At 69.6% G+C, this 18,309-nt stretch carries 20 protein-coding genes and 1 tRNA gene; 5 read left to right on the top strand and 16 right to left on the bottom strand.

Annotated features, from left to right (window positions below; translation table 11 throughout):
• The first annotated feature begins 20 nt into the window (after nt 1–20).
• Both FB473_RS16855 and FB473_RS16850 read left to right on the top strand, forming a co-directional pair.
• On the top strand, nt 21–779 hold the full coding sequence (locus FB473_RS16855) for a DUF6882 domain-containing protein (RefSeq protein WP_167171748.1): 759 nt from the start codon (nt 21–23) through the stop codon (nt 777–779).
• A 338-nt stretch (nt 780–1,117) separates the two neighbouring features.
• Nucleotides 1,118–1,765: an NADPH-dependent F420 reductase gene (locus tag FB473_RS16850; protein WP_167171744.1), complete on the top strand. Its 648-nt coding sequence runs from the start codon at nt 1,118–1,120 to the stop codon at nt 1,763–1,765.
• 28 nt (nt 1,766–1,793) lie between these two features.
• Here FB473_RS16850 and FB473_RS16845 read toward each other — a convergent pair whose 3' ends face one another.
• From FB473_RS16845 to FB473_RS16770, 16 genes are all read right to left on the bottom strand, one after another.
• On the bottom strand, nt 1,794–2,336 hold the full coding sequence (locus FB473_RS16845) for an Rv1352/Rv1906c domain-containing protein (protein WP_167171741.1): 543 nt from the start codon (nt 2,334–2,336) through the stop codon (nt 1,794–1,796).
• Nucleotides 2,337–2,650: 314 nt separating this feature from the next.
• Nucleotides 2,651–2,734 (bottom strand) — tRNA-Leu (locus tag FB473_RS16840).
• Between the two features lie 221 nt (nt 2,735–2,955).
• Nucleotides 2,956–3,930 (bottom strand): 1-phosphofructokinase family hexose kinase, encoded by a 975-nt coding sequence (locus FB473_RS16835; protein ID WP_167171738.1) that lies wholly within the window; start codon nt 3,928–3,930, stop codon nt 2,956–2,958.
• A 33-nt stretch (nt 3,931–3,963) separates the two neighbouring features.
• The gene (locus FB473_RS16830) at nt 3,964–4,770 is read right to left on the bottom strand and encodes a DeoR/GlpR family DNA-binding transcription regulator (protein ID WP_341770158.1); all 807 of its coding nucleotides are present in this window, start codon (nt 4,768–4,770) and stop codon (nt 3,964–3,966) included.
• A gap of 186 nt (nt 4,771–4,956) precedes the next feature.
• Nucleotides 4,957–6,141, bottom strand: coding sequence for a cutinase family protein (locus FB473_RS16825; protein ID WP_167171735.1), 1,185 nt, complete (start codon nt 6,139–6,141; stop codon nt 4,957–4,959).
• Nucleotides 6,142–6,464: 323 nt separating this feature from the next.
• A complete protein-coding gene (locus tag FB473_RS16820) occupies nt 6,465–7,475 on the bottom strand; it encodes an ABC transporter ATP-binding protein (protein WP_167171731.1) in 1,011 nt (336 codons plus the stop codon).
• On the bottom strand, nt 7,468–8,592 hold the full coding sequence (locus FB473_RS16815; protein WP_167171728.1) for an ABC transporter ATP-binding protein: 1,125 nt from the start codon (nt 8,590–8,592) through the stop codon (nt 7,468–7,470). Before FB473_RS16815 ends, FB473_RS16820 begins: the two co-directional genes overlap by 8 nt.
• Nucleotides 8,593–8,599: 7 nt before the next feature.
• Entirely contained in the window at nt 8,600–9,589 is a 990-nt protein-coding gene (locus FB473_RS16810) for an ABC transporter permease (RefSeq protein ID WP_167171724.1), read from the bottom strand.
• The gene (locus FB473_RS16805) at nt 9,582–10,502 is read right to left on the bottom strand and encodes an ABC transporter permease (protein WP_167171721.1); all 921 of its coding nucleotides are present in this window, start codon (nt 10,500–10,502) and stop codon (nt 9,582–9,584) included. Before FB473_RS16805 ends, FB473_RS16810 begins: the two co-directional genes overlap by 8 nt.
• A gap of 401 nt (nt 10,503–10,903) precedes the next feature.
• Nucleotides 10,904–12,397 carry a multicopper oxidase domain-containing protein gene (locus tag FB473_RS16800; protein WP_167170288.1) on the bottom strand — a complete coding sequence of 498 codons (1,494 nt, stop codon included), beginning with the start codon at nt 12,395–12,397 and terminating at the stop codon, nt 10,904–10,906.
• Nucleotides 12,398–12,400: 3 nt separating this feature from the next.
• Nucleotides 12,401–12,658 (bottom strand): SHOCT domain-containing protein, encoded by a 258-nt coding sequence (locus tag FB473_RS18545; RefSeq protein ID WP_208390819.1) that lies wholly within the window; start codon nt 12,656–12,658, stop codon nt 12,401–12,403.
• Nucleotides 12,659–13,006: 348 nt separating this feature from the next.
• Nucleotides 13,007–13,270 (bottom strand): metal-sensitive transcriptional regulator, encoded by a 264-nt coding sequence (locus tag FB473_RS16790; RefSeq protein WP_106298885.1) that lies wholly within the window; start codon nt 13,268–13,270, stop codon nt 13,007–13,009.
• A gap of 80 nt (nt 13,271–13,350) precedes the next feature.
• A complete protein-coding gene (locus tag FB473_RS16785; protein WP_106298886.1) occupies nt 13,351–13,746 on the bottom strand; it encodes a DUF302 domain-containing protein in 396 nt (131 codons plus the stop codon).
• Nucleotides 13,747–13,783: 37 nt separating this feature from the next.
• On the bottom strand, nt 13,784–14,155 hold the full coding sequence (gene trxA, locus FB473_RS16780; RefSeq protein WP_106298887.1) for a thioredoxin: 372 nt from the start codon (nt 14,153–14,155) through the stop codon (nt 13,784–13,786).
• Nucleotides 14,156–14,256: 101 nt separating this feature from the next.
• Nucleotides 14,257–15,066: a hypothetical protein gene (locus FB473_RS16775; RefSeq protein ID WP_167170291.1), complete on the bottom strand. Its 810-nt coding sequence runs from the start codon at nt 15,064–15,066 to the stop codon at nt 14,257–14,259.
• 164 nt (nt 15,067–15,230) lie between these two features.
• Nucleotides 15,231–15,602, bottom strand: a complete 372-nt coding sequence (locus FB473_RS16770; RefSeq protein ID WP_106298889.1) for a rhodanese-like domain-containing protein — start codon at nt 15,600–15,602, stop codon at nt 15,231–15,233.
• Nucleotides 15,603–15,777: 175 nt separating this feature from the next.
• Between FB473_RS16770 and FB473_RS16765 the strand changes: the two genes are divergently transcribed.
• From FB473_RS16765 to FB473_RS16755, 3 genes are all read left to right on the top strand, one after another.
• Nucleotides 15,778–16,098, top strand: a complete 321-nt coding sequence (locus FB473_RS16765; protein ID WP_106298890.1) for a rhodanese-like domain-containing protein — start codon at nt 15,778–15,780, stop codon at nt 16,096–16,098.
• Nucleotides 16,099–16,131: 33 nt separating this feature from the next.
• Nucleotides 16,132–17,511, top strand: a complete 1,380-nt coding sequence (locus tag FB473_RS16760; protein ID WP_167170294.1) for an MBL fold metallo-hydrolase — start codon at nt 16,132–16,134, stop codon at nt 17,509–17,511.
• 124 nt (nt 17,512–17,635) lie between these two features.
• On the top strand, nt 17,636–18,309 hold a 674-nt coding region (locus FB473_RS16755), incomplete at its 3' end, for a TSUP family transporter (RefSeq protein ID WP_167171718.1).

The raw sequence follows: 18,309 nt of genomic DNA, 5'->3' as shown, positions 1-18,309 counted from the left end.
TGGTCGGCGACAATGAGGGCATGACCGATGCGACGTATCCCACGATCGACTCCGGCACGCCGGTCGATCATCGCGATCTGCACCGATTCGGCGGAAGGCATGCCATCGTGGTCAACGAGGCGCAGGAGCAGTTCGCGTCCTGGATCGGGGAGGCGCCCGACTACGAACTCGACCTCGGGACGGGGATCCTCCAACTCGGTGACAAGCGGCTGAAGGCGCAGTTGCTGGGTTCCCACTCCTACGGGGCGGGCACCTGGCTGTGGGCATGGGGAAATCCGGCTTACGGGACGGACGGGTACCGGGCTGTCACGGATGCCGCGCGGTGGTTGCGGGACGAGAGCCCGGACCGCGAACGGGCCTGGCAACTGCGTACCGCCGAGTTCCCTGTGGACGAGGCCCTCTCGGAAGGAGGGGTGGCGGGCTGGCCGTTGCTCTACGCCTGCTTCGCCTGGCTGCGTGCCCGCGCCACCTACACCTTCAGCTACGGCCCGGGACGCGCGTTCCTCACCATCCACGACGAGCAGGTGCCCTGGCCGCGGCCCGACCCCGTCGCTCTACCACGCGTCGCGATCGATTCGGCGTCCGCGTCCGGGACCCCGGCGGCCGAACTGCTGGAGACGTATGCGGCCTGGCACGGGCTCGGGTTCGAGCGCACCGCCGACGGGCTGGTGATCCGGTACCCGGGCGGGAGCCGCCACGAGGTGCGGCTCGACGAGCGTGGACGCATCGCGGACGTGAGGAGCACCCTGGTCGGTGCCGACGTCCCCCCGCCACGGTGACGACCGGCGGGCGGGCACTTGCGGACGCTCCCTGAGCCCGTGCGGACGTCCCCTGAGCCCGTGCGGACGCTCCCTGAGCCCGTGCGGACGCTCCCTGAGCCCGTGCGGACGTCCCCTGAACCCGTGCGGACGTCCCCTGAACCCGTGCGGACGCTCCCTGAGCTTGTCGAAGGGAGATGACTTCCTTCGTCCTCGATCCTCGGGTGGCGGACGCTCCCTGAGCTTGTCGAAGGGACACAGGCGTCGGCGCGAGGCCGACGCAAGGACCTCGCTCGAGCCGGGCTCCCGAACAGCGGGAGACGCGGAATGCCGTGGCCCGGCAGGTGGTTGGGGATGGCATGACAACCATTGGGCTCATCGGCGCCGGACACATCGGCGGCCAGATAGCACGCAAGGCAGTGTCGCTCGGTTACGACGTGGTAGTGAGCAACCGGCGCGGCCCCGAGACCCTCACCGATCTCATCGACGAGCTGGGGCCGCACGCACGCGCCGCGACTCCGGAGGAAGCCGCCGAGGCGGCCGATCTGGCCGTCGTCACCATCCCCCTCAAGGCGGTCGAGAGCGTCCCGGTGACGCCCCTGATCGGGAAGATCGTCATCGACACGAACAACTACTACCCGCAACGCGACGGGCAGATCGCGGTGCTGGACGACGAGTCGACGACCACCTCGGAATTGCTGCAGGCTCACCTTCCCGGGTCGTTCGTCGTCAAGGCGTTCAACCACATCCCCGCTGCCCAGATCACCACCGAGGGTCGCCCGGCCGGTGACCCCGATCGGCGAGCGCTCGTGGCGGCGTCCGACAGCGCTGTGGCCCTGAGCGTGGTGGCGAGACTGCTGGACGCCTTCGGCTTCGACCCGGTGCCGGTGCAGCCCCTGAGCGAGGGGTGGCGCATCCAGCGAGACACCCCCGGGTACGTGCAGCCGTTCAGCGCGCCACAACTCGTCCATGCCCTGGCGGTCGCCAAGCGGTATCGGGACGCATAAGGTCGCGCCTCGGCGCGTGGCGATCGGGCTATGTCGGCACCCAGGGCGTGCAGCCGGTGGTGAGGAAGTAGGCGTCGTCGGGGCGGACGGTGGCGTACAGCCGCCCTCGTGAGGCGTCGCCTGCGATGAACTGCGAGGAGGACGACAGACGCGCCCAGAAGCATTCGGCGATGTCGTCCTCCTCGGCTTCGGCGGTGTACTGGCCGGGCTGGATGTCCACGCCGACCTCCCACATGCCTGAGCCGATGCCGGTTGGCGTCGTCCGTTCGAGCACGACCGTGGGTTGGGCGGTGGTCGGTTCCGGAGTCGGTGCGCCGAACTCGATGACGACGTGGATGGTGGAGGTCGGTGTCGGTGACTCCCCGGGACTGGTGCCGACGTTCGTGCCGATGAGGAGACCCAGCGTCGCGATACCGATACCGACGATCGGCTTCGATGCCCGGGTTCGGATGGGCCGTGGCGACCGGAGCGGTGGATGTGGCTGGGCCGGCTCATACGGCTGGTCGGGCTCGAAGCCGAGCTGATCGGGCCCGAGGGACCGGGGTTGGTCTGAAAGGTGCTGCTGGGGCATGGTCTCCCCCTGTGCTGTACGGCGGCGAGCGGCGACGCTCCTGGCGCCAGGTTAGCGGGGTATAGGAATGCCGTACGCAGAATGCTTCCTGAGCGGGTAGGGGTTCTTGGACACGATGCCTCGGCGGCGGTTGCTTCCGTGTGGAAGGCAGCGCTGTTGCTGATGGCGTTTGGCGTCGAAGCGGTCAGCGTGGGAGATACGTGGAGGCTGCGACCCTCAGAAGCCTAGGTCCCCGTCCCCCTGGCCTACGCGTGGGCATGATAAAACCCCTGTTGACTAGGCTACGAATCTAGTCAACAGAGGTTTTGGGTTTGTGCGCGAGAGAGGAGTTGAACCTCCACGCCCAAAAAGGGCACTGGCACCTGAAGCCAGCGCGTCTGCCATTCCGCCACTCGCGCATGCGTCTCTTGCGAGACCAGCTTGGAAAGACTAGCACACGGGTCTGAGCGTCCGCGAATCCCGTGAGGGTGACCAGAGGGCCGCTGCGGGGGCTGATCCGACGAGAATCGGGATCTCGATTCGTCCAGCACTGGCGCGTCGCGCGGACACGCCGGGTGCTGCGGAAACGACGTCCCGATTCTCGTCAACGTGGATGACGTTCAGGGCTCTTGGGCGGGGGTCATGCGAGCCGCGTCACCACCACGTCGTCCACGTGCACCTCAGCGGGCCCGGGCAGCGTCGTCCCGGGCAATGATGCGGCTGCCGACCCGTAGGCGACCGCGCTGGCCAGGCAGCGATCGGGGGTGCGCCCGGCGACGTCGGCCAGGATGAAGCCCGCCACGGACGAGTCGCCTGCCCCGACCGTGCTGCGCACCTCGATCCTCGGTGCCCCGGCCTGCCATGCGCCCTGCGAGTTCACGAGCACGGCGCCGGCTCCTCCCAGAGTCACGAGCACGTTCTCGATCCCGCGATCGTGCAGCGCCGTCGCGGCGTCCACGATCGCACCCACGTCGCCCGCGCGCGCCGATGCCTCGAACGCGGCGGCGTCCCCGCCGGTGAGTTGCGCCAGTTCGTCACTGTTGGGTTTGATGAGCGAGAATGACGCGCCCGGCAGCGCGGCGATCGTCGCGTCGAGGGCGTCGTCCGAGGTGTCGACGGCCACCTTGCAGCCGAGGGGGTGCAGCCGCCGGACGATGGTCGCGTACCAGTCGGCCGGGGCCCCCGGGGGCAGCGAGCCGGACAGCACCACCCACGTCGCCCCGGTCTCCCGAGCCCGGCGGACGACCTCGTCGGTGGACGCGGCGACCTGCGCGTCCGACAACCTGGGCCCGGGTTCGTTGATCTTGGTCGTCGTCCCGTCCGGCTCGGTGATGGTGGTGTTGACCCGCACACGGTAGGGCCCGTCCACGGTCACACCGACGATGCCGAACGCGACCTTGTGCCGGGCGCCGAGCGCCGTGAACGCGCTGTCGTCGAACGACAGGAGTGCCAGCGCCTCCCGCTCCGACGACTGCAGGACGCTGGCGACGTTGACCCCCTTGCCACCCGCCTGCTCGCTGACCGAGACGGCGCGCTGCACCTCGCCCCGGACGAGCGGGGCGTCCAGGGCCACGGTGCGGTCGATGCTGGGGTTCGCGGTGAACGTGATGATCATGCGGCTTCACCCTCTCGGGTCGTGGGCGGGATCTCAGGCGAGGACGACGTCCACCCCGAGTTCGGTGAACGTCGCGCGGGCGCGCGGAGCGAGCCCCTGGTCGGTGATCAGCATGTCCACCTCGTCGATGCCTGCGAAGCTCACGAGGTAGTCGGATTCGAGTTTGGACGAGTCCGCGAGGACGATGATGCGCTGCCCGGCGCCCACCATCGCGTGTTTCACGGCCGCCTCGCTCGGATCGGGGGTCGACAGCCCGTGGATGCGGCTGAACCCGTTCGTCCCGATGAAAGCCAGGTCGACGCGCAGGCGTTGCAGGGCGTTGAGGACCTCGTCCCCGACGGTCGCCTGCGTGATGCCGCGGACGCGTCCTCCGAGCAGTATCACCTCGGCGGTCTCGCGGGCGGCCAGGCCGGACGCGATGGGCACCGAGTTCGTCACGATGGTGCGGACGCGTCCCGCCGGAAGGAGTTCGGCGAACTGGGCGGTCGTGGTCCCGGCGTCCACCAGGATGGTCGTCTCCGCGTCCTGGGGTAGCTGGGCCAGTGCGGCGCGTGCGATGGCGTTCTTCTCGCGGGGACGCGAGGTCGCGCGTGCCCTCACCCCCGATTCGCCGAGCCTGATGCGGCCGGAGGGGATGGCCCCGCCGTGCACGCGGGTGAGCTGTCCCGCGTCCTCGAGCGCGGACAGGTCGCGCCGGATGGTCTCGGTGGTCACACTGAAGCGCGCGGCGAGTTCGGCGACGGAGACCCGGCCGGATTGGACGGCCATCGCCGCGATCGCCTGCTGTCGCTCCTCTGCGTACACGGTGCTCCCCTGCATCGTCCGGCGGACCCGGCCCACGAGCCGGAGTGTTGTTTAGTTTGGTATTACACCCGTTTATGTTGTTTTGGCAAGTGCGGTGGGAGACTCACTCCGGGAAACGAAGGTCGCGTGCTCCCGGGCAGCGGCATCCACCCTGATTTCTGCGCACCAGCGGGTCGGGGACGCCGCGGACAGCGTTTGCTCTGGCGTGTCCATGTGCGGAAATCAGGGTTGGTGGGTTTCGGACGCGCTGGCGTCCCCGTCGTCCACGGCGGTCTTCCCGGGCTTGGCCGGACGCCCCCGCCGGTGCGAGACGATCGCCGCCCCCGCCACGACGAGAAGAACGCCACCTCCGGCGACCACCCAGATCCACCAGCCAGTGGTTCCGCCGCCCGGCGACGGGGTGGGGGAGGGCTCGGGCTCCAGCGCCAGGCGCTTCAGCGCCGCCTCGAGCCAGTTCATCGTCAGGGGCATCACGGACGAGTAGTTCGAGTGCAGCGGACGCGCCCGCTCGCGTTCCTGGTCGAAGGTCGTCTGCGAACTCAGGATGCGCGTCAGGGTGGGCACGGCGTCGCAGATCATGTCCCCGGCCATGCACACCGAGTGCACCCGGGAGGTCAGGGAATCGTCGAGATCGAGGTGGTTCTCGGCGAGCGCACCCGCCATGTCGGTGGCGTCCACGTCGCCGTCGTACATCGCGAAGAGCGCGGCGATCATGCCCTGCACCTGCGCATCCCGCGTGCTGCCGGCGGAGACCCCGCTCGTCCGTAGGTATTCCAGCGCCGCCGTCATGCCGTAGGCAGACTCCGAGGACGTCGAGTCGTCCTCGGTGACGTGCTGGCCCTCGAAGTGGGCCGGATTGCCGGCCAGCACCGCACCGAGGAGCCGATCGCCCAGTGGATCGACGCTGAGCGTCCGGGTCACCACCTCGGCACCCTGTGAGTACCCGACCAGCAACACCTTCTCGGACGGGCAGCGCCCGCCCTCGTCCGCGAGAAGGCGCTGGAGTTCGTCGACGCCACTCAGCACGGACGCGCGGTAGCCCTCCGACGCGTCGTCGGAGGAGAACAGCAGGTCTTCCAACTGGTCGGTCGTGAAGTCCGAGAGGGCGACCGCCGGATAGTCGAGCCAAACCTGCCTGACGTCGTCCTCGATGTCTGTCATCGCCCCGATGCGGTCACGGATCTCCGTGATGGTGCGTCCGTACCCGGGATCTTCCCCGGAGCCCCGGACGCCGACGAACATGAGTCGCGCGCAAGCCTGACCGGATGCCTCGGACGACGCCACGGGCTCTTGCGCCCACCCGTCGTCGGCGTTCGCCCGGGGGGCGAGCCCGATCGTCCCGAGCAGCACCGCCGCGGTGACCGCCCCCAGTACGCGGACGAGCCGGAGCGGGCGAACGAGGTGCATGGCATCCACCTTATTCGCCCCCTGCACGTGGCCCGGTGGTGGTGCGGCCGTTGAGCCTGTTGGGGGCGGTCCTTTCGACGGGCTCAAGGGCCTCTGGTGGGTGGGGAGGGTCCTTTCGACAAGCTCAAGGGCCTGGTGGGCGGGGGCGGTCCTTTCGACGGGCTCAAGGGCCTCTGGTGGGCGGGGGCGGTCCTTTCGACAAGCTCAAGGGCCTCTGGTGGGCGGGGATGGTCCTTTCGACAAGCTCAAGGGCCTCTGGTGGGCGGAGAGGGTCCTTTCGACAAGCTCAAGGAACGGTCGTTGAGCTTGTCGAAACGACGTGCTCAGCCGGTGACGACCTCGACGAGCTCCTCGGCGTAGTGGCAGGCGACGACATGACCGCTCTGGGACGCGTCCTTCAGCTCCAGGACCGGACGGTCGACGCCGCACTTGGTCTGGGCGCGCCAGCACCGTGTGTGGAACCGGCATCCCGCGGGCGGGTTGGCCGGGCTGGGCACGTCGCCCGACAGGACGATTCGCTCGCGCTTCGACTGAAGCACCGGATCGGGCACCGGCGCCGCGGACAGCAGCGCCTGGGTGTACGGGTGCATCGGATGGCCGTAGATCTGGTCCTTGTCGCCGGTCTCGACGATCTCGCCGAGGTACATCACGGCCACGCGATGCGAGATGTGGCGGACGACGGCCAGGTCGTGTGCGATGAACACGTAGGTGAGACCCAGCTCGCGTTGCAGTTTCTCGAGCAGGTTCACCACCTGGGCCTGCACCGACACGTCCAGGGCCGAGACCGGCTCGTCGCAGACCAGCACCTTCGGGTTGAGGGCGATACCGCGGGCGATCCCGATGCGCTGGCGCTGCCCGCCGGAGAACTGATGGGGATAGCGGTTGATGTGCTCGGGGTTCAGGCCGACCTGGTCGAGCAGTTCCTTCACCCGGTCGCGCTCGCCGCCCTTGAGGCCGAGCTCCCTGCGGTGGATGAGCAGGGGTTCGGCGATGATGTCGCCGACCGTCATCCGGGGGTTCAGCGAGGTGTACGGATCCTGGAACACGATCTGGATGTCGCGGCGCAGGCGCCGCATCTGGTTGCTGCCGAGCCGGATCTCCTGCCCCTCGAACTCGACAGTGCCCTCGGTGGGCTTCTCGAGCTGGACGAGCAGTCGGCCGAGGGTCGACTTGCCGCATCCCGATTCGCCGACGACTCCGAGAGTCTCGCCCTTGTGCAGCTCGAAGGACACGCCGTCGACGGCCTTCACCTGGCCCGCGACCCGGCGGAACACGCCCTTGCGGATCGGGTAGTACTTCTTCAGGCCCTTGGCCTGGAGGATGACCTCACTCATGCGAACCCTCCGACGTCTCTGCCGGCACCGTCTCGATGACCTCCGGCTCGGTGACCGTGAGCCGCCCCTCCAGCAACTCGTGCGTGAAGTGGCAGGCGCTGCTCCGGCCGGCGCCGAGGTCCACCAGCGGGGGCACCGGGTCGACCCGGCACACGTCGCGGGCGTACTTGCAGCGCGGGTTGAACGCACAGCCGGGCGGGATGCTGGTCAGATTCGGTGGAAGCCCGCCGATGGCGGCCAACTCACCGGCCGTCTGATCGAGGCGGGGGATCGAGTCCAGCAGCCCCTCGGTGTAGGGGTGTGCGGGGGAGGCGTAGAGCTCGCGCACGGGGGCGGATTCCACCATGCGCCCGGCGTACATCACGTTGATGCGGTCGGCGACGTCGGCCACGACGCCCAGGTCGTGGGTGATCAGGATGAGCCCCATGCCGGTCTCGGTCTGCAGTTCCTTGAGAAGCTCCATGATCTGGGCCTGCACGGTCACGTCGAGGGCGGTCGTGGGCTCGTCCGCGATGAGGATCTCCGGGTCGAGCGCTAGTGCCATGGCGATCATGATCCGCTGGCGCATGCCCCCCGAGAACTGGTGCGGGAAGTTGCCGGCGCGTTGCCTGGCCCCGGGGATGTTGACCCGCTCCATCAGCTTGATCGCCGCCTCGCGGGCGTCCGTGCGGTTCATGCCGCGATGGACGCGGAACATTTCTGCGATCTGCCACCCGACGGTGAACACGGGGTTCAGGGCGGACAGGGCGTCCTGGAAGATCATCGAGATGCGTTGGCCGCGCACGTGGCGACGGTCGTCGTCGGGAATCTTCAGCAGGTCCACGCCGCGGAAGCGCACCTCGCCGCCCGTCACGAAGGCGGGTGGGGTGTCGAGGATGCCCATGATGGCCTGCGCGGTCACCGACTTGCCGGAACCCGACTCCCCGAGGATCGCGAGCGACTCGCCGGGGTCGAGGTGGAAGCTCACGCCGTTGATGGCGCGGGCCACACCGTCGCGGGTGCGGAACTCGACGTGCAGGTCGTGGACATCGAGAAGGTGGCCGTCTCCCGGCGACCAGTCCTCGAGCGCGGCCTCGGTGCCACGGGACACCGTTCCTGCGGTGGCAGTCTGCGTCATGAGAACCTCACCGGCCCTTCGGATCGAACGCGTCGCGTACGGCATCGCCGAGCATGATGAACGCGAGGACGGTTATCGACAAGAAGATGCTCGGGAACAACAGCATGTGCGGCGCGCTGCGCAGCAGGCCGAGGCCGGACGCCTCGGAGATCGCGACGCCCCACGAGATCGTCGGCGGCTGCAGGCCGATGCCGAGGAAGGACAGGGTGGCCTCGGTGGCGATGTAGGCGCCGAGGTCGATGGTCGCCACCACGATGACCGGAGTGAAGGCGTTGGGCAGGACGTGCTTGACGATGATCTGCCAAGGTGAGGCACCGAGCGCCCGGGCGGCCTGGACGTAGTCGAGTGGCTTCACCTGCAACACCGTGGAGCGCATGATGCGCGCGATGCGCGGCCAGCCGAGGATCGACAGCACCAGCACAACCTTGCCGATGACCACCATGTAGGGAGTGTTGAGGTTGGACGGGAACGTGTACAGGAACAACACGCCGCCGAGCAGCAGCGGGATCACCCAGAAGATCTCGCCCAGACGACTGAGGACCGCATCGATCCAGCCGCCGAAGAACCCGGACACCAGGCCCGCCACGCTGCCGAGGATGGTGGTCAGGATGGTCGTCAGGACGCCGACGAGGATGGATGCGCGTGCCCCGAAGATCGTCCGCGAGTACACGTCGTAGCCCTGGCCGTCGTAGCCGAACCAGGCCTGTGCCGAGGGCGTCTGCCTGGCCTTGGACAGGTCGGCGTACGTCGGGTCGGGCTGGGGCGAGAAGAACGTGAAGAGAGTGGGCGCCGCGGCCATCAGCACCATGATGACGATCAACGCGGACGACACCCAGAACGCGGGACGCTTCCTCAGATCGTCCCAGGCGTCACGGCCGAGGCTGCGCGACACCTCCTTCTCGGGAGGTCCGGCCGGAGCGGCGTCCTCTTCCGCGCCCGCTTCCGGGGCAGCGAGTTGGTTCGTGCCGTCCGTGGGAATCTGCCAGGGCTCAGTCATGCGCGATCCTCGGATCCATGGCTCCGTAGAGCAAGTCGACGATGAGGTTCATGATGAGGAAGACGATCACGAGGAAGGTGATCGTTCCCACCACCGCGGTGCCATCCTTCGTCTGAATCGAATGGAAGATGTAGCCGCCGATGCCCTGGATGTTGTAGATGCGCTCCGTGACGACGGCTCCGCCCATCAGGGCACCGAAGTCGGCTCCGATGAACGTCACCACGGGAATCAGGGAGTTGCGGAAGGTGTGGATGCCGACGACGCGTCCGCGTGTGAGGCCCTTCGCGCGGGCCGTGCGCACATAGTCGGCGGAGAGGTTGTCGGTCAGCGAGTTGCGGGTCAGGCGTGCGATGTAGGCCATCGACATCGAGCCCAGCACGAATCCTGGAAGCATCAGTTGACTCCAGGTGCCCTGCGTGGAGGTCACCGGGAACCAGCCGAGCTGGACGCCGAACACCAATTGGGCTACCGAACCCAGGACGAACGACGGTATCGAGATGATGAGGAGGGTTGTGACGAACACGAGTGAATCCCAGAAACTTCGTCTTCGTAGTCCGGCCAGCAGACCCGCACCGATGCCGATGAGCGTCTCGAACACGATCGCTATCACCGAGAGCCGGATCGTGGTGGGCCAGCGGACAGAAAGCTGTTCCGAGACCGAATCGCCGTTGAAGCTTGTTCCCAGGTCACCCTGGACGACATTGCCCAGGTAGCGCACGTACTGTTCCGGCAGCGGCCTGTCGAGATGGTATTCCTCGACCATCTTGGCCACGTACGAGTCGGGGCAAGCCCGCTCGCCGCATCGCCCGACAGTCGGATCGCCCAGTGAGAAGACCATCCAGTAGATGAGGAATGTCGTCCCGAGGACGACGGGGATCATTTGCAGCAGGCGTCGCAGGATGTAGGTCCCCATGCGCACAACCCTTCACTTGGTACTCGTAGTGGAGCCGGGCGAAGCGCCCGGCTCGGTTCGGACATCTGTTGGGGGTGAACTCTAATCGCGCCACGCCCCGGCCGGTAATCGAGCCTCCGCCGGTAGTCGCGCAAAGCCCTGGCCGGCCACCGGGGGCACCGGTGACCGGCCAGGGCGATTGCTATCTCAACGGACCTGAAAGGGTCAGGACTTGACGGTGATGGCGCTGTAGTCGAGGACGCCGAAGGCGTTGATCTCGACTGTGGCTTGCGCTCTTATGTGGCGGGGTTCTGTGGGTACACGGTGGCGGCTGAGTCGGTCACGGGGGCCATCAAACGTGCCGACGTAGTGGCGGCCCTGTCTTGTCGAGCGTTCTCGAGAATGGCCAGTGGGGCCGGGGGTCAGCCTGTCTCGACGGTGGCCATCATGCCGGCGTCTTCGTGGTCGAGGATGTGGCAGTGGTAGACGCTGCGGCCTGGGTGGCGGCTGAAGTCGACCAGGACACGGACCTGCCCTTGGGTGGGGACGTTGACGACGTCCCGCCAGGTGGGTTCGAGGACTGGTTCTCCGTCGGTCTCGATGAGCTGCATGGGCCAGACATGAAGGTGGAAGGGGTGGTCCATCGGGGTGGGGTTGGTGATGGTCCATTCCTCCACCGCACCGGCCGCGACCTGCTGGTCAACCCGGTCCGCGGCGAAGGCGCGACCGTCGAACCCGAGGTCCATCATCTCGCCCATCCCGCCGGGCCCCATCATCGCTCCGCCCATGGTCATGGTGAAGGCGATCTCCCGCCGCCGGTCCACGGGCCGCTCGCGCAGGTCGGGGTCAGCCGTGCGCTCGGGGACCGGGCGGGTAGTGCCGGTGTCCTGCCCGGTGACGGCGAGGGTGGCCAGGGTGACGGGCCCGGACATGCCTGCGCCCATCATGCCCATCCCGCCGCGGTCGTAGCCGAGCGTGCGCAGCTCGCTGGTCCCGTTTCGCATGGTCACGAGCAGGTCCGCGCGGTTGCCGGGGGCCAGCAACACCTCATCCACCGCCCGGGGTGCCGGTTCGTGACCGCCGTCGACGCCGAGCAGCTCCAGGTCCTGCCCGGGCTGGGCCAGGCGCAGGTAGCGGGAGGTGCAGGCGTTGATCACTCGCCACCGTTCCCGCTCACCGGGCCGGGCGGCCAGGCGCGGCTTGTGCTGACCGTTGACCAGGACCAGGTCTCCTTCGCGGCCCATCATCACTTCCTGCGCGGACACCGGTGCGATGGTCCCGTCGGTGGTCAGGGAGATGTCGGAGACGATGAGGCTGCGGTCCCGGCTGACCGGGACCTCGTCACCGGTGACGATGATGGCCCCGTACAGGCCCCCGAAGAGTTGGTCGGCCACCGTGCCGTGCCGGTGGGGGTGGTACCAGAACACCCCGGTGGGATGGTCCTCGGGCAGATCGATGCGGTAGTCGAAGCTCTCTCCGGGTGCGATGCTGATGAACGGGTTGTCCCCGTTGCCCTGCGGGGAGACCACCAGCCCGTGAGTGTGCATGTTGGTCGCGGTGTCGAGCTCGTTGCGCAGGCGAACCTCGAGCCGGTCCCCGGGCCGCACCTGCCAGGTTTGCCCCGGGAGGGTGCCGTTGTAGGTCAGGACCTGTGCCCGCCGCCCGGCGACCTCGGTCACCCGAGCTTCGGCCACGAGGTCCACGCGGAGCACGCCGTCCTGGCTTCGCAGCACCTCGGGTTCCAGCAGCTCACCGCCCGGGACGGCTTCCACGCGGGCTCCCTCCGACGTCGGCGACCAGGTGGACGGGTTGGTCCAGGGCAGCCCGGTCCGGGACAGGCCCACCCCGCCGGCCGCGGCACCGAGCGCACCGAGAGCGCCGAGTTGGAGCGCCCGGCGACGCGTGATCGGTTCCACCCCTCAGCCCTCCCGGTCCCCGGCGAGGCGCCGGCGCCGTTCGTCGTACTCCGCGGCGTCGATCTCTCCCCGGGCGTACCGCTCATCAAGGGTTTCCCGGGCCGGGTTGCGGCCGGTCACCCTTGGGTCACGCGGCCGGCCACGATCGCCCCCGGCCAGGAGACGCATCAGCACCACCACCAGCACGACGATGCCGATCACAAGCAGGGCGAGGAACAACCAGCCCCAGCCCATCCCCGACCCCATCTGGTTCCAACCCACAATCCACCTCCACGCTGAGTCGTAGCGGTCGACACAAGCGGTGCCGTTGTCGGCCGGCGTGACGTACAAGAACGTGACGTACAAGAAAGCGTGTGATCCATCTGGTGACGCCGGTCAGGTCGACGGCGACGTCTTGGTGGTGGCCTTCCAGCTCGCGACAGACGGGCGCGCCCCGCGCAGGGTCTGCCTCTGCACGTCCTGCATCAGCTCACGACCGTCAGTGCCGTGAGCCGGGATGCGTTCCACCTCGATCGCGTTGGTCAGCGCACCGCCCGCGGTGGCCGCGCCGGTGAGGACGAGCAGCTTGAGACGGGCCGAGCTGCGCTGCGCTGGCGCGCGGCGCTCCGGTCAGGCCAGTGAGAGGAAGAGTTTCTGCAGCTTCTGCACATCGAGGGTGTCTTGGCCGTCGGACTCGAGCAGGCACTGCTTCATGCCCGAGGCGATGATCGCGAACCCGGCGCGGTCTAGGGCCTTGGAGACGGCGGAGAGCTGGGTGACGACGTCCTCGCAGTCCCGGCCCTCCTCAATCATGCGCACGACGCCGGCGAGCTGGCCCTGGGCGCGCTTGAGCCGGTTGACGACCTTGCCCATCTCGCTGGGGTCGAGCTCCATGACCGTGCCTCCCTCGTGCTGGTTCAGCCAATTTACCCCGCCGGGTATCGAGCCAGGTCGTGCCCACGGTGTGGTTGTCGTCATGCCCGCTGGAGGGCGGACAGGGCCGTGCGCAGCCGGCCGGCAGCCTCGTCTGCCACGGCGCCGAGCTGGTCGTTGTGGGTGACCCCGACCATGATCTGCGGGTCGAGGGCCTCGACGACGGTGCGGTGCGGGCCGGCGGAGCGCACGACGACGTTGCAGGGCAGGAGCAGTCCGATGGACTCCTCGGCCTGCAGGGCGCGGTGGGCCAGGGGTGGGTTGCAGGCGCCGAGGATGACCTGCGGGGGGATGTCGACGTCGAGCTTGTTCTTCAGTGTCGTGGCCATGTCGATCTCGGTCAGGATGCCGAAGCCCTGCCCGGCCAAAGCGTCGCGGACCGCGGTGACGGTCTGGTCGAACGGCTGGTCGACGGTGGTGGTGATGCTGTAGCTCATGGTTGCTCTCCGTTTCTCGGGTCGGACCTGACCGATGTCAGGCGGACTGCTTTTCCTGCTCCGCCAGCTGCGCGCGGACCTGGTCCATGTCCAGGTCGCGCACGGCCGCGATGACCTGTTCGAGCGCCGCCGGGGGCAGCGCACCCGGCTGGGCGAAGACGCCGATGCCGTCGCGGAAGGCCATCAACGTCGGGATGGAGGTGATGCCGGCCTGGGCGGAAAGGGACTGCTCGGCCTCGGTGTCGACCTTGGCGAACACGATGTCGTCGTGGGCCTGGGAGGCCCGCTCGTAGACGGGGGCGAACATCCGGCACGGGCCGCACCAGGACGCCCACCAGTCGACCAGGACGATGCCGTCCCGGTGGATGGTCTCCATGAAGGCGTGGGCGGTGAGGTTGACGGTAGCCATGTGGCGAACTCCCTTGCGTAGGTCTCCGGAAGATACCCTCCGGGGTATACAACACTCGTGGGACGCCGATATTCCGGTCCGGGTGCCCGCACCGGCGCGGGTCAGCTGGCGCAGCTGGCGTCGGTCTGGGTGAGGCGCTGGAGAAGCCCGAACCCCACCGCGGCGAGGGCTGCGGCGGCCATGGACGGCTGGTGCGGCGCCGCCTGGAGGAACCAGGCGGCCGCCAGGACCGTCATCGCCGCCATGGCCGCGCACGGGGAGCACCCGAGGTCCGGTCGGCGGCCCTTCCCGGGGCCGGGCAGGTAGGTCGCCAGCGTCGCGGCCGCAGCGACCGCCACGAGGGCGACGAGCACGGTCCACAGCGCAGCGGCGGGGAAGCCGCCGCCCGCGGCGACCAGCACGGCGAAGAGTGCGGGTGTGAGCACCGCCGTGGCGGTGACGCGGCGGCGGGGCCAGCGCCCGCCGCCGAGCCGGCCTGCCGCGGCGGAACCGACAAGGACTCGCGACGCCGGTCCGGTGGCCCGCTCACCGGCTGCGGCCGGGGCCAGCAGGACGTCGAGACCGTCACGGCCGCCCTCGAGGTAGGCCCGCCAGGCCGCGCCGGTGGTCCCTGCGCCTGCCTGCCCGACCCAACGGGCGCGCACGACCCTGATCCGGTCGGCCGGGTCGGCTCCCGGCTCGGCCGCGGTGAGCGCGCGTCGGGCCTGGGCCAGGGCGGCGATGGCACCCTCGTGGTACTTCGCCACGGAGCACGCCGAGCCGTCGCGGGAGAGCGTGCACAGGGACTGGTTCCCGGCCGTCTCGGTCAGTCGGGTCATCGCCTCGCGCTGGAGCGCCTCCGCCCGGGCGGCGTGGGCGGGCCCGGTGTCGGCGGGCCCGGTGTCGGTCGTCGGTCTGCAGGGCGCGGTCACTGGCAGGTGCACCGCTGGGCCGGGTCGAGACCGGACAGGACGGCGTCGACGTGCATGCCGCAGCCGGTCCAGGTTGTCTTGCCGCAGGTGGTGCAACGTGCGGGACTGCACATGGGTCATCTCCGGGGGTGGTCGTGCGTGTCGGGGCTCGTCGGTCGGCGTGCTCAGCGGCGGACGGCGCCGCCGGCGCGCTGCCAGGCGCCCATGCCGCCGGCAACGCTGGCGGCCTCGAAGCCGAGGTCGCGCAGCCGCTTCGCGGCGGTGCGTGAGCGCATGCCGCTCGCGCACACGACCACGACGGGGCCGTCCTTGGGTAGGCGCTGCGGGGCCTTGTCGAGCTGGCCGAGGGGGAGGTGGACAGCCTGGGGGGCGTGCCCGGTGCGCCACTCGTGGTGCTCGCGCACGTCGAGCAGGGCCGCGCCGTCACGGACCAGCTCGACCGCGCGCGCCGCGCTGACCGTCGAGCCGAGCCGCCCGTCGTCCGCGCCGCGGCCGAACAAGGCGCGCAGCCGGGTCACAAGGGTGGTGGTGGTCATGGGTGAACTCCTCTCAACCGGCACTATACCCCCGGGGGTATGATGGTGTCATGTGGCGGCGCGGCGAGCCGCGGCCTCGAGGGTCGTTGCCGGGCGGGGAATGCGGTCGGCGGGTGGCGCGTTATAGACTCCCGAACCTATACCCCCAGGGGTATCTTCTCAGGAAGGAAAGACCATGACTGAGGTCTCCATCGACCAGTTCGCCGCCGCGAAGGCGGACGGCGCGTTCGTCATCGACGTGCGCGAGCCGTTCGAGTACGTGCAGGGTCACGTCCCCGGTGCCGAGCTGCTCCCGCTGGGCGAGGTCGCGGAGCGGACCGCCGCTCTACCGACGAACCAGCCCGTATACGTCATCTGCGCCAGCGGTAACCGCAGCCGGCGCGCCACCGACCACCTGCGCGGTGCGGGCTTCGAGGCCTACTCGGTCCGCGGCGGAACCCAGGACTGGATCAGCGCCGGCAACACCGTCGTGACCGGCCCGCACGCCGCGGCGTGACCGCCACCTCACCCCCCTGAAAGGACCACCTTGATGGCCACCACGATTATCTCGATCGAGACCCCGTCCCTCGGCGACCGCAGCTACCTCGTCCACGACGGCGAGGTCGCCTTCGTCGTCGACCCCCAGCGCGACATCGACCGCGTCCTGGACGCCGCCGAGAAGGCGGGCGTGCGGATCACGCACGTCTTCGAGACCCACATCCACAACGACTACGTCACCGGCGGCTACGCCCTCGCCCAGCAGACCGGCGCGCGCTACTACGTCAACGCCGAGGACGAGGTCTCCTTCGAGCGCACCCAGATCCGCGACGGCCAGGTCGTCGAGGTCAGTCCCGCCCTGCGGGTGCGCGCCATGCACACCCCGGGCCACACCTTCACGCACCTGTCCTACGTGCTCGAGGGCGCCGAGCCCGCGGTGTTCTCCGGCGGGTCGTTGCTGTTCGGCTCCACCGGTCGGCCCGACCTGCTCGGCGAGGCCCACACCCACGACCTCGCCCGCCACCAGTACAGCTCCGCCCGCAGGCTCGCGGCCGAGCTGAGCGAGGACACCAAGGTCATGCCCACCCACGGCTTCGGCTCCTTCTGCGCCGCCACCTCCGCCGGCGGGAACACCACCGCCTCCACGATCGGCCAGGAGCGGCTGATCAACCCGGTGCTGAGCCAGGACGAGAGGGACTACGTCGCCGACACCCTCGCCGGCCTCGACGACTACCCCGCCTACTACGTGCACATGGGCCCGGCCAACGCCGTCGGCCCGAGCGCCTCGGACCTGTCCGAGCCCGAGCGGGCCGACAAGGACCAGCTCCGCCGCCGGCTCGCGGCCGGGGAGTGGCTGGTGGACCTGCGCACCCGCACCGCCTTCGCCGCCGGCCACGTGCCGGGCACGTTCAACTTCGGGCTGGACGGGCAGTTCGCCACCTATCTCGGCTGGCTGATCCCGTGGGGCACCCCGGTCACCCTGCTCGGGGAGTCCCGGGAGCAGGTCGCCGAGGCCCAGCGCGAGCTGACCCGGATCGGGATCGACCGCCCCGCCGCGGCCGCGACCGGCCGCCCGCAGGAGTGGACCGACGCCCCGCTCGCCACCTTGCCGTCCGCGAGCTTCACCGACCTCGCCCAGGTCCGCCACCACCGGCCCGTCACCGTCCTGGACGTGCGCCGGGGCAGCGAGTGGCGCGAGGCCCACATCGACGGCGCCGTGCACATCCCGATCCACGACATCGTCAAGCGCATGGACGAGGTGCCCGAGGGTGAGGTCTGGGTGCACTGCGCGTCCGGCTACCGCGCCTCCATCGCAGCCTCGCTGGTCGCGGCCACCGGCCGCCGCGTGGTCGTGGTCGACGACAGCTTCGACCGCTCCGCCCGGACCGCCGGCCTGCCCATCGTCACCGAGGCGACCCCGGCCTCCGCCTGACCGTGAGTGGGCTGCGGCCCCGCTTGTCACGGCAACCACCCCGGCACGCTCCGCGGTGCACGCACCACCGGGCGGGCACCTGGTGGGTCGCGTGCCCTCGAACCTCGGGAAGGACCCCCGGTCCGTGCTTGCCCTGACCCTGCCGATCGGCCTCGTCGTCGGCATCACCCTCGGCGCCCTCGGCGGCGGGGGATCCATCCTGACCGTCCCGGCCCTGGTCTACCTCCTCGGGCTCGACCCCCGGTCTGCGACGACCGGCTCGCTCGTCATCGTCGGCGTCACGACGCTGATCGGGATGCTCCCGCACCTGCGCGCCCGCCGGGTGCGCCTGGGGCAGGGCGTCGTCTTCGGCCTCCTCGGCCTGGGCGGGGCCTTCGTCGGCTCACTGCTGTCGACGGCGGTGCCCCAGAACGTCCTGCTCGCCGCCTTCGCGGGCCTCATGCTCGTCGTCGCCGCGGTGATGACCCGGCGCCGGTGGGCCGCCGCCCGCAACCAGGCCGCCGGCCACGGCCAGGTCGAGGCCCGGACCACCCCGGTGGTCTCCCTGCGCCCGTTCCGCTGCGACTGCCACGCCCTCGGCGTCCTGCTCCTGACGGCCACCGCCGTCGGGCTGCTGACCGGATTCTTCGGCGTGGGCGGCGGCTTCGCCGTCGTGCCCGCCCTCGTGCTGGCCATGCGGCTGCCCATGCCCGTGGCCGTCGGCACCTCCCTGGTGGTCATCACCATCAACAGCGCCAGTTCGCTGCTCTCCCGCCTCGGCCAGGACGTCACCCTCGACTGGGCCCTCATCGGCTCGTT

The organism is Brooklawnia cerclae (assembly GCF_011758645.1).
Lineage (GTDB): Bacteria > Actinomycetota > Actinomycetes > Propionibacteriales > Propionibacteriaceae > Brooklawnia > Brooklawnia cerclae.
This window is presented reverse-complemented; position numbering and strand designations above follow the sequence as displayed.

What these genes read in the sequence shown, in the direction of transcription:
- FB473_RS16855 (WP_167171748.1), top strand. Translation starts at nt 21, where the DNA reads ATGACCGATGCGACGTATCCCACGATCGACTCCGGCACGCCGGTCGAT.
- FB473_RS16850 (WP_167171744.1), top strand. Translation starts at nt 1,118, where the DNA reads ATGACAACCATTGGGCTCATCGGCGCCGGACACATCGGCGGCCAGATA.
- FB473_RS16845 (WP_167171741.1), bottom strand. Translation starts at nt 2,336, where the DNA reads ATGCCCCAGCAGCACCTTTCAGACCAACCCCGGTCCCTCGGGCCCGAT.
- FB473_RS16835 (WP_167171738.1), bottom strand. Translation starts at nt 3,930, where the DNA reads ATGATCATCACGTTCACCGCGAACCCCAGCATCGACCGCACCGTGGCC.
- FB473_RS16825 (WP_167171735.1), bottom strand. Translation starts at nt 6,141, where the DNA reads ATGCACCTCGTTCGCCCGCTCCGGCTCGTCCGCGTACTGGGGGCGGTC.
- FB473_RS16820 (WP_167171731.1), bottom strand. Translation starts at nt 7,475, where the DNA reads ATGAGTGAGGTCATCCTCCAGGCCAAGGGCCTGAAGAAGTACTACCCG.
- FB473_RS16815 (WP_167171728.1), bottom strand. Translation starts at nt 8,592, where the DNA reads ATGACGCAGACTGCCACCGCAGGAACGGTGTCCCGTGGCACCGAGGCC.
- FB473_RS16810 (WP_167171724.1), bottom strand. Translation starts at nt 9,589, where the DNA reads ATGACTGAGCCCTGGCAGATTCCCACGGACGGCACGAACCAACTCGCT.
- FB473_RS16805 (WP_167171721.1), bottom strand. Translation starts at nt 10,502, where the DNA reads ATGGGGACCTACATCCTGCGACGCCTGCTGCAAATGATCCCCGTCGTC.
- FB473_RS16790 (WP_106298885.1), bottom strand. Translation starts at nt 13,270, where the DNA reads ATGGAGCTCGACCCCAGCGAGATGGGCAAGGTCGTCAACCGGCTCAAG.
- FB473_RS16785 (WP_106298886.1), bottom strand. Translation starts at nt 13,746, where the DNA reads ATGAGCTACAGCATCACCACCACCGTCGACCAGCCGTTCGACCAGACC.
- trxA (WP_106298887.1), bottom strand. Translation starts at nt 14,155, where the DNA reads ATGGCTACCGTCAACCTCACCGCCCACGCCTTCATGGAGACCATCCAC.
- FB473_RS16770 (WP_106298889.1), bottom strand. Translation starts at nt 15,602, where the DNA reads ATGACCACCACCACCCTTGTGACCCGGCTGCGCGCCTTGTTCGGCCGC.
- FB473_RS16765 (WP_106298890.1), top strand. Translation starts at nt 15,778, where the DNA reads ATGACTGAGGTCTCCATCGACCAGTTCGCCGCCGCGAAGGCGGACGGC.
- FB473_RS16760 (WP_167170294.1), top strand. Translation starts at nt 16,132, where the DNA reads ATGGCCACCACGATTATCTCGATCGAGACCCCGTCCCTCGGCGACCGC.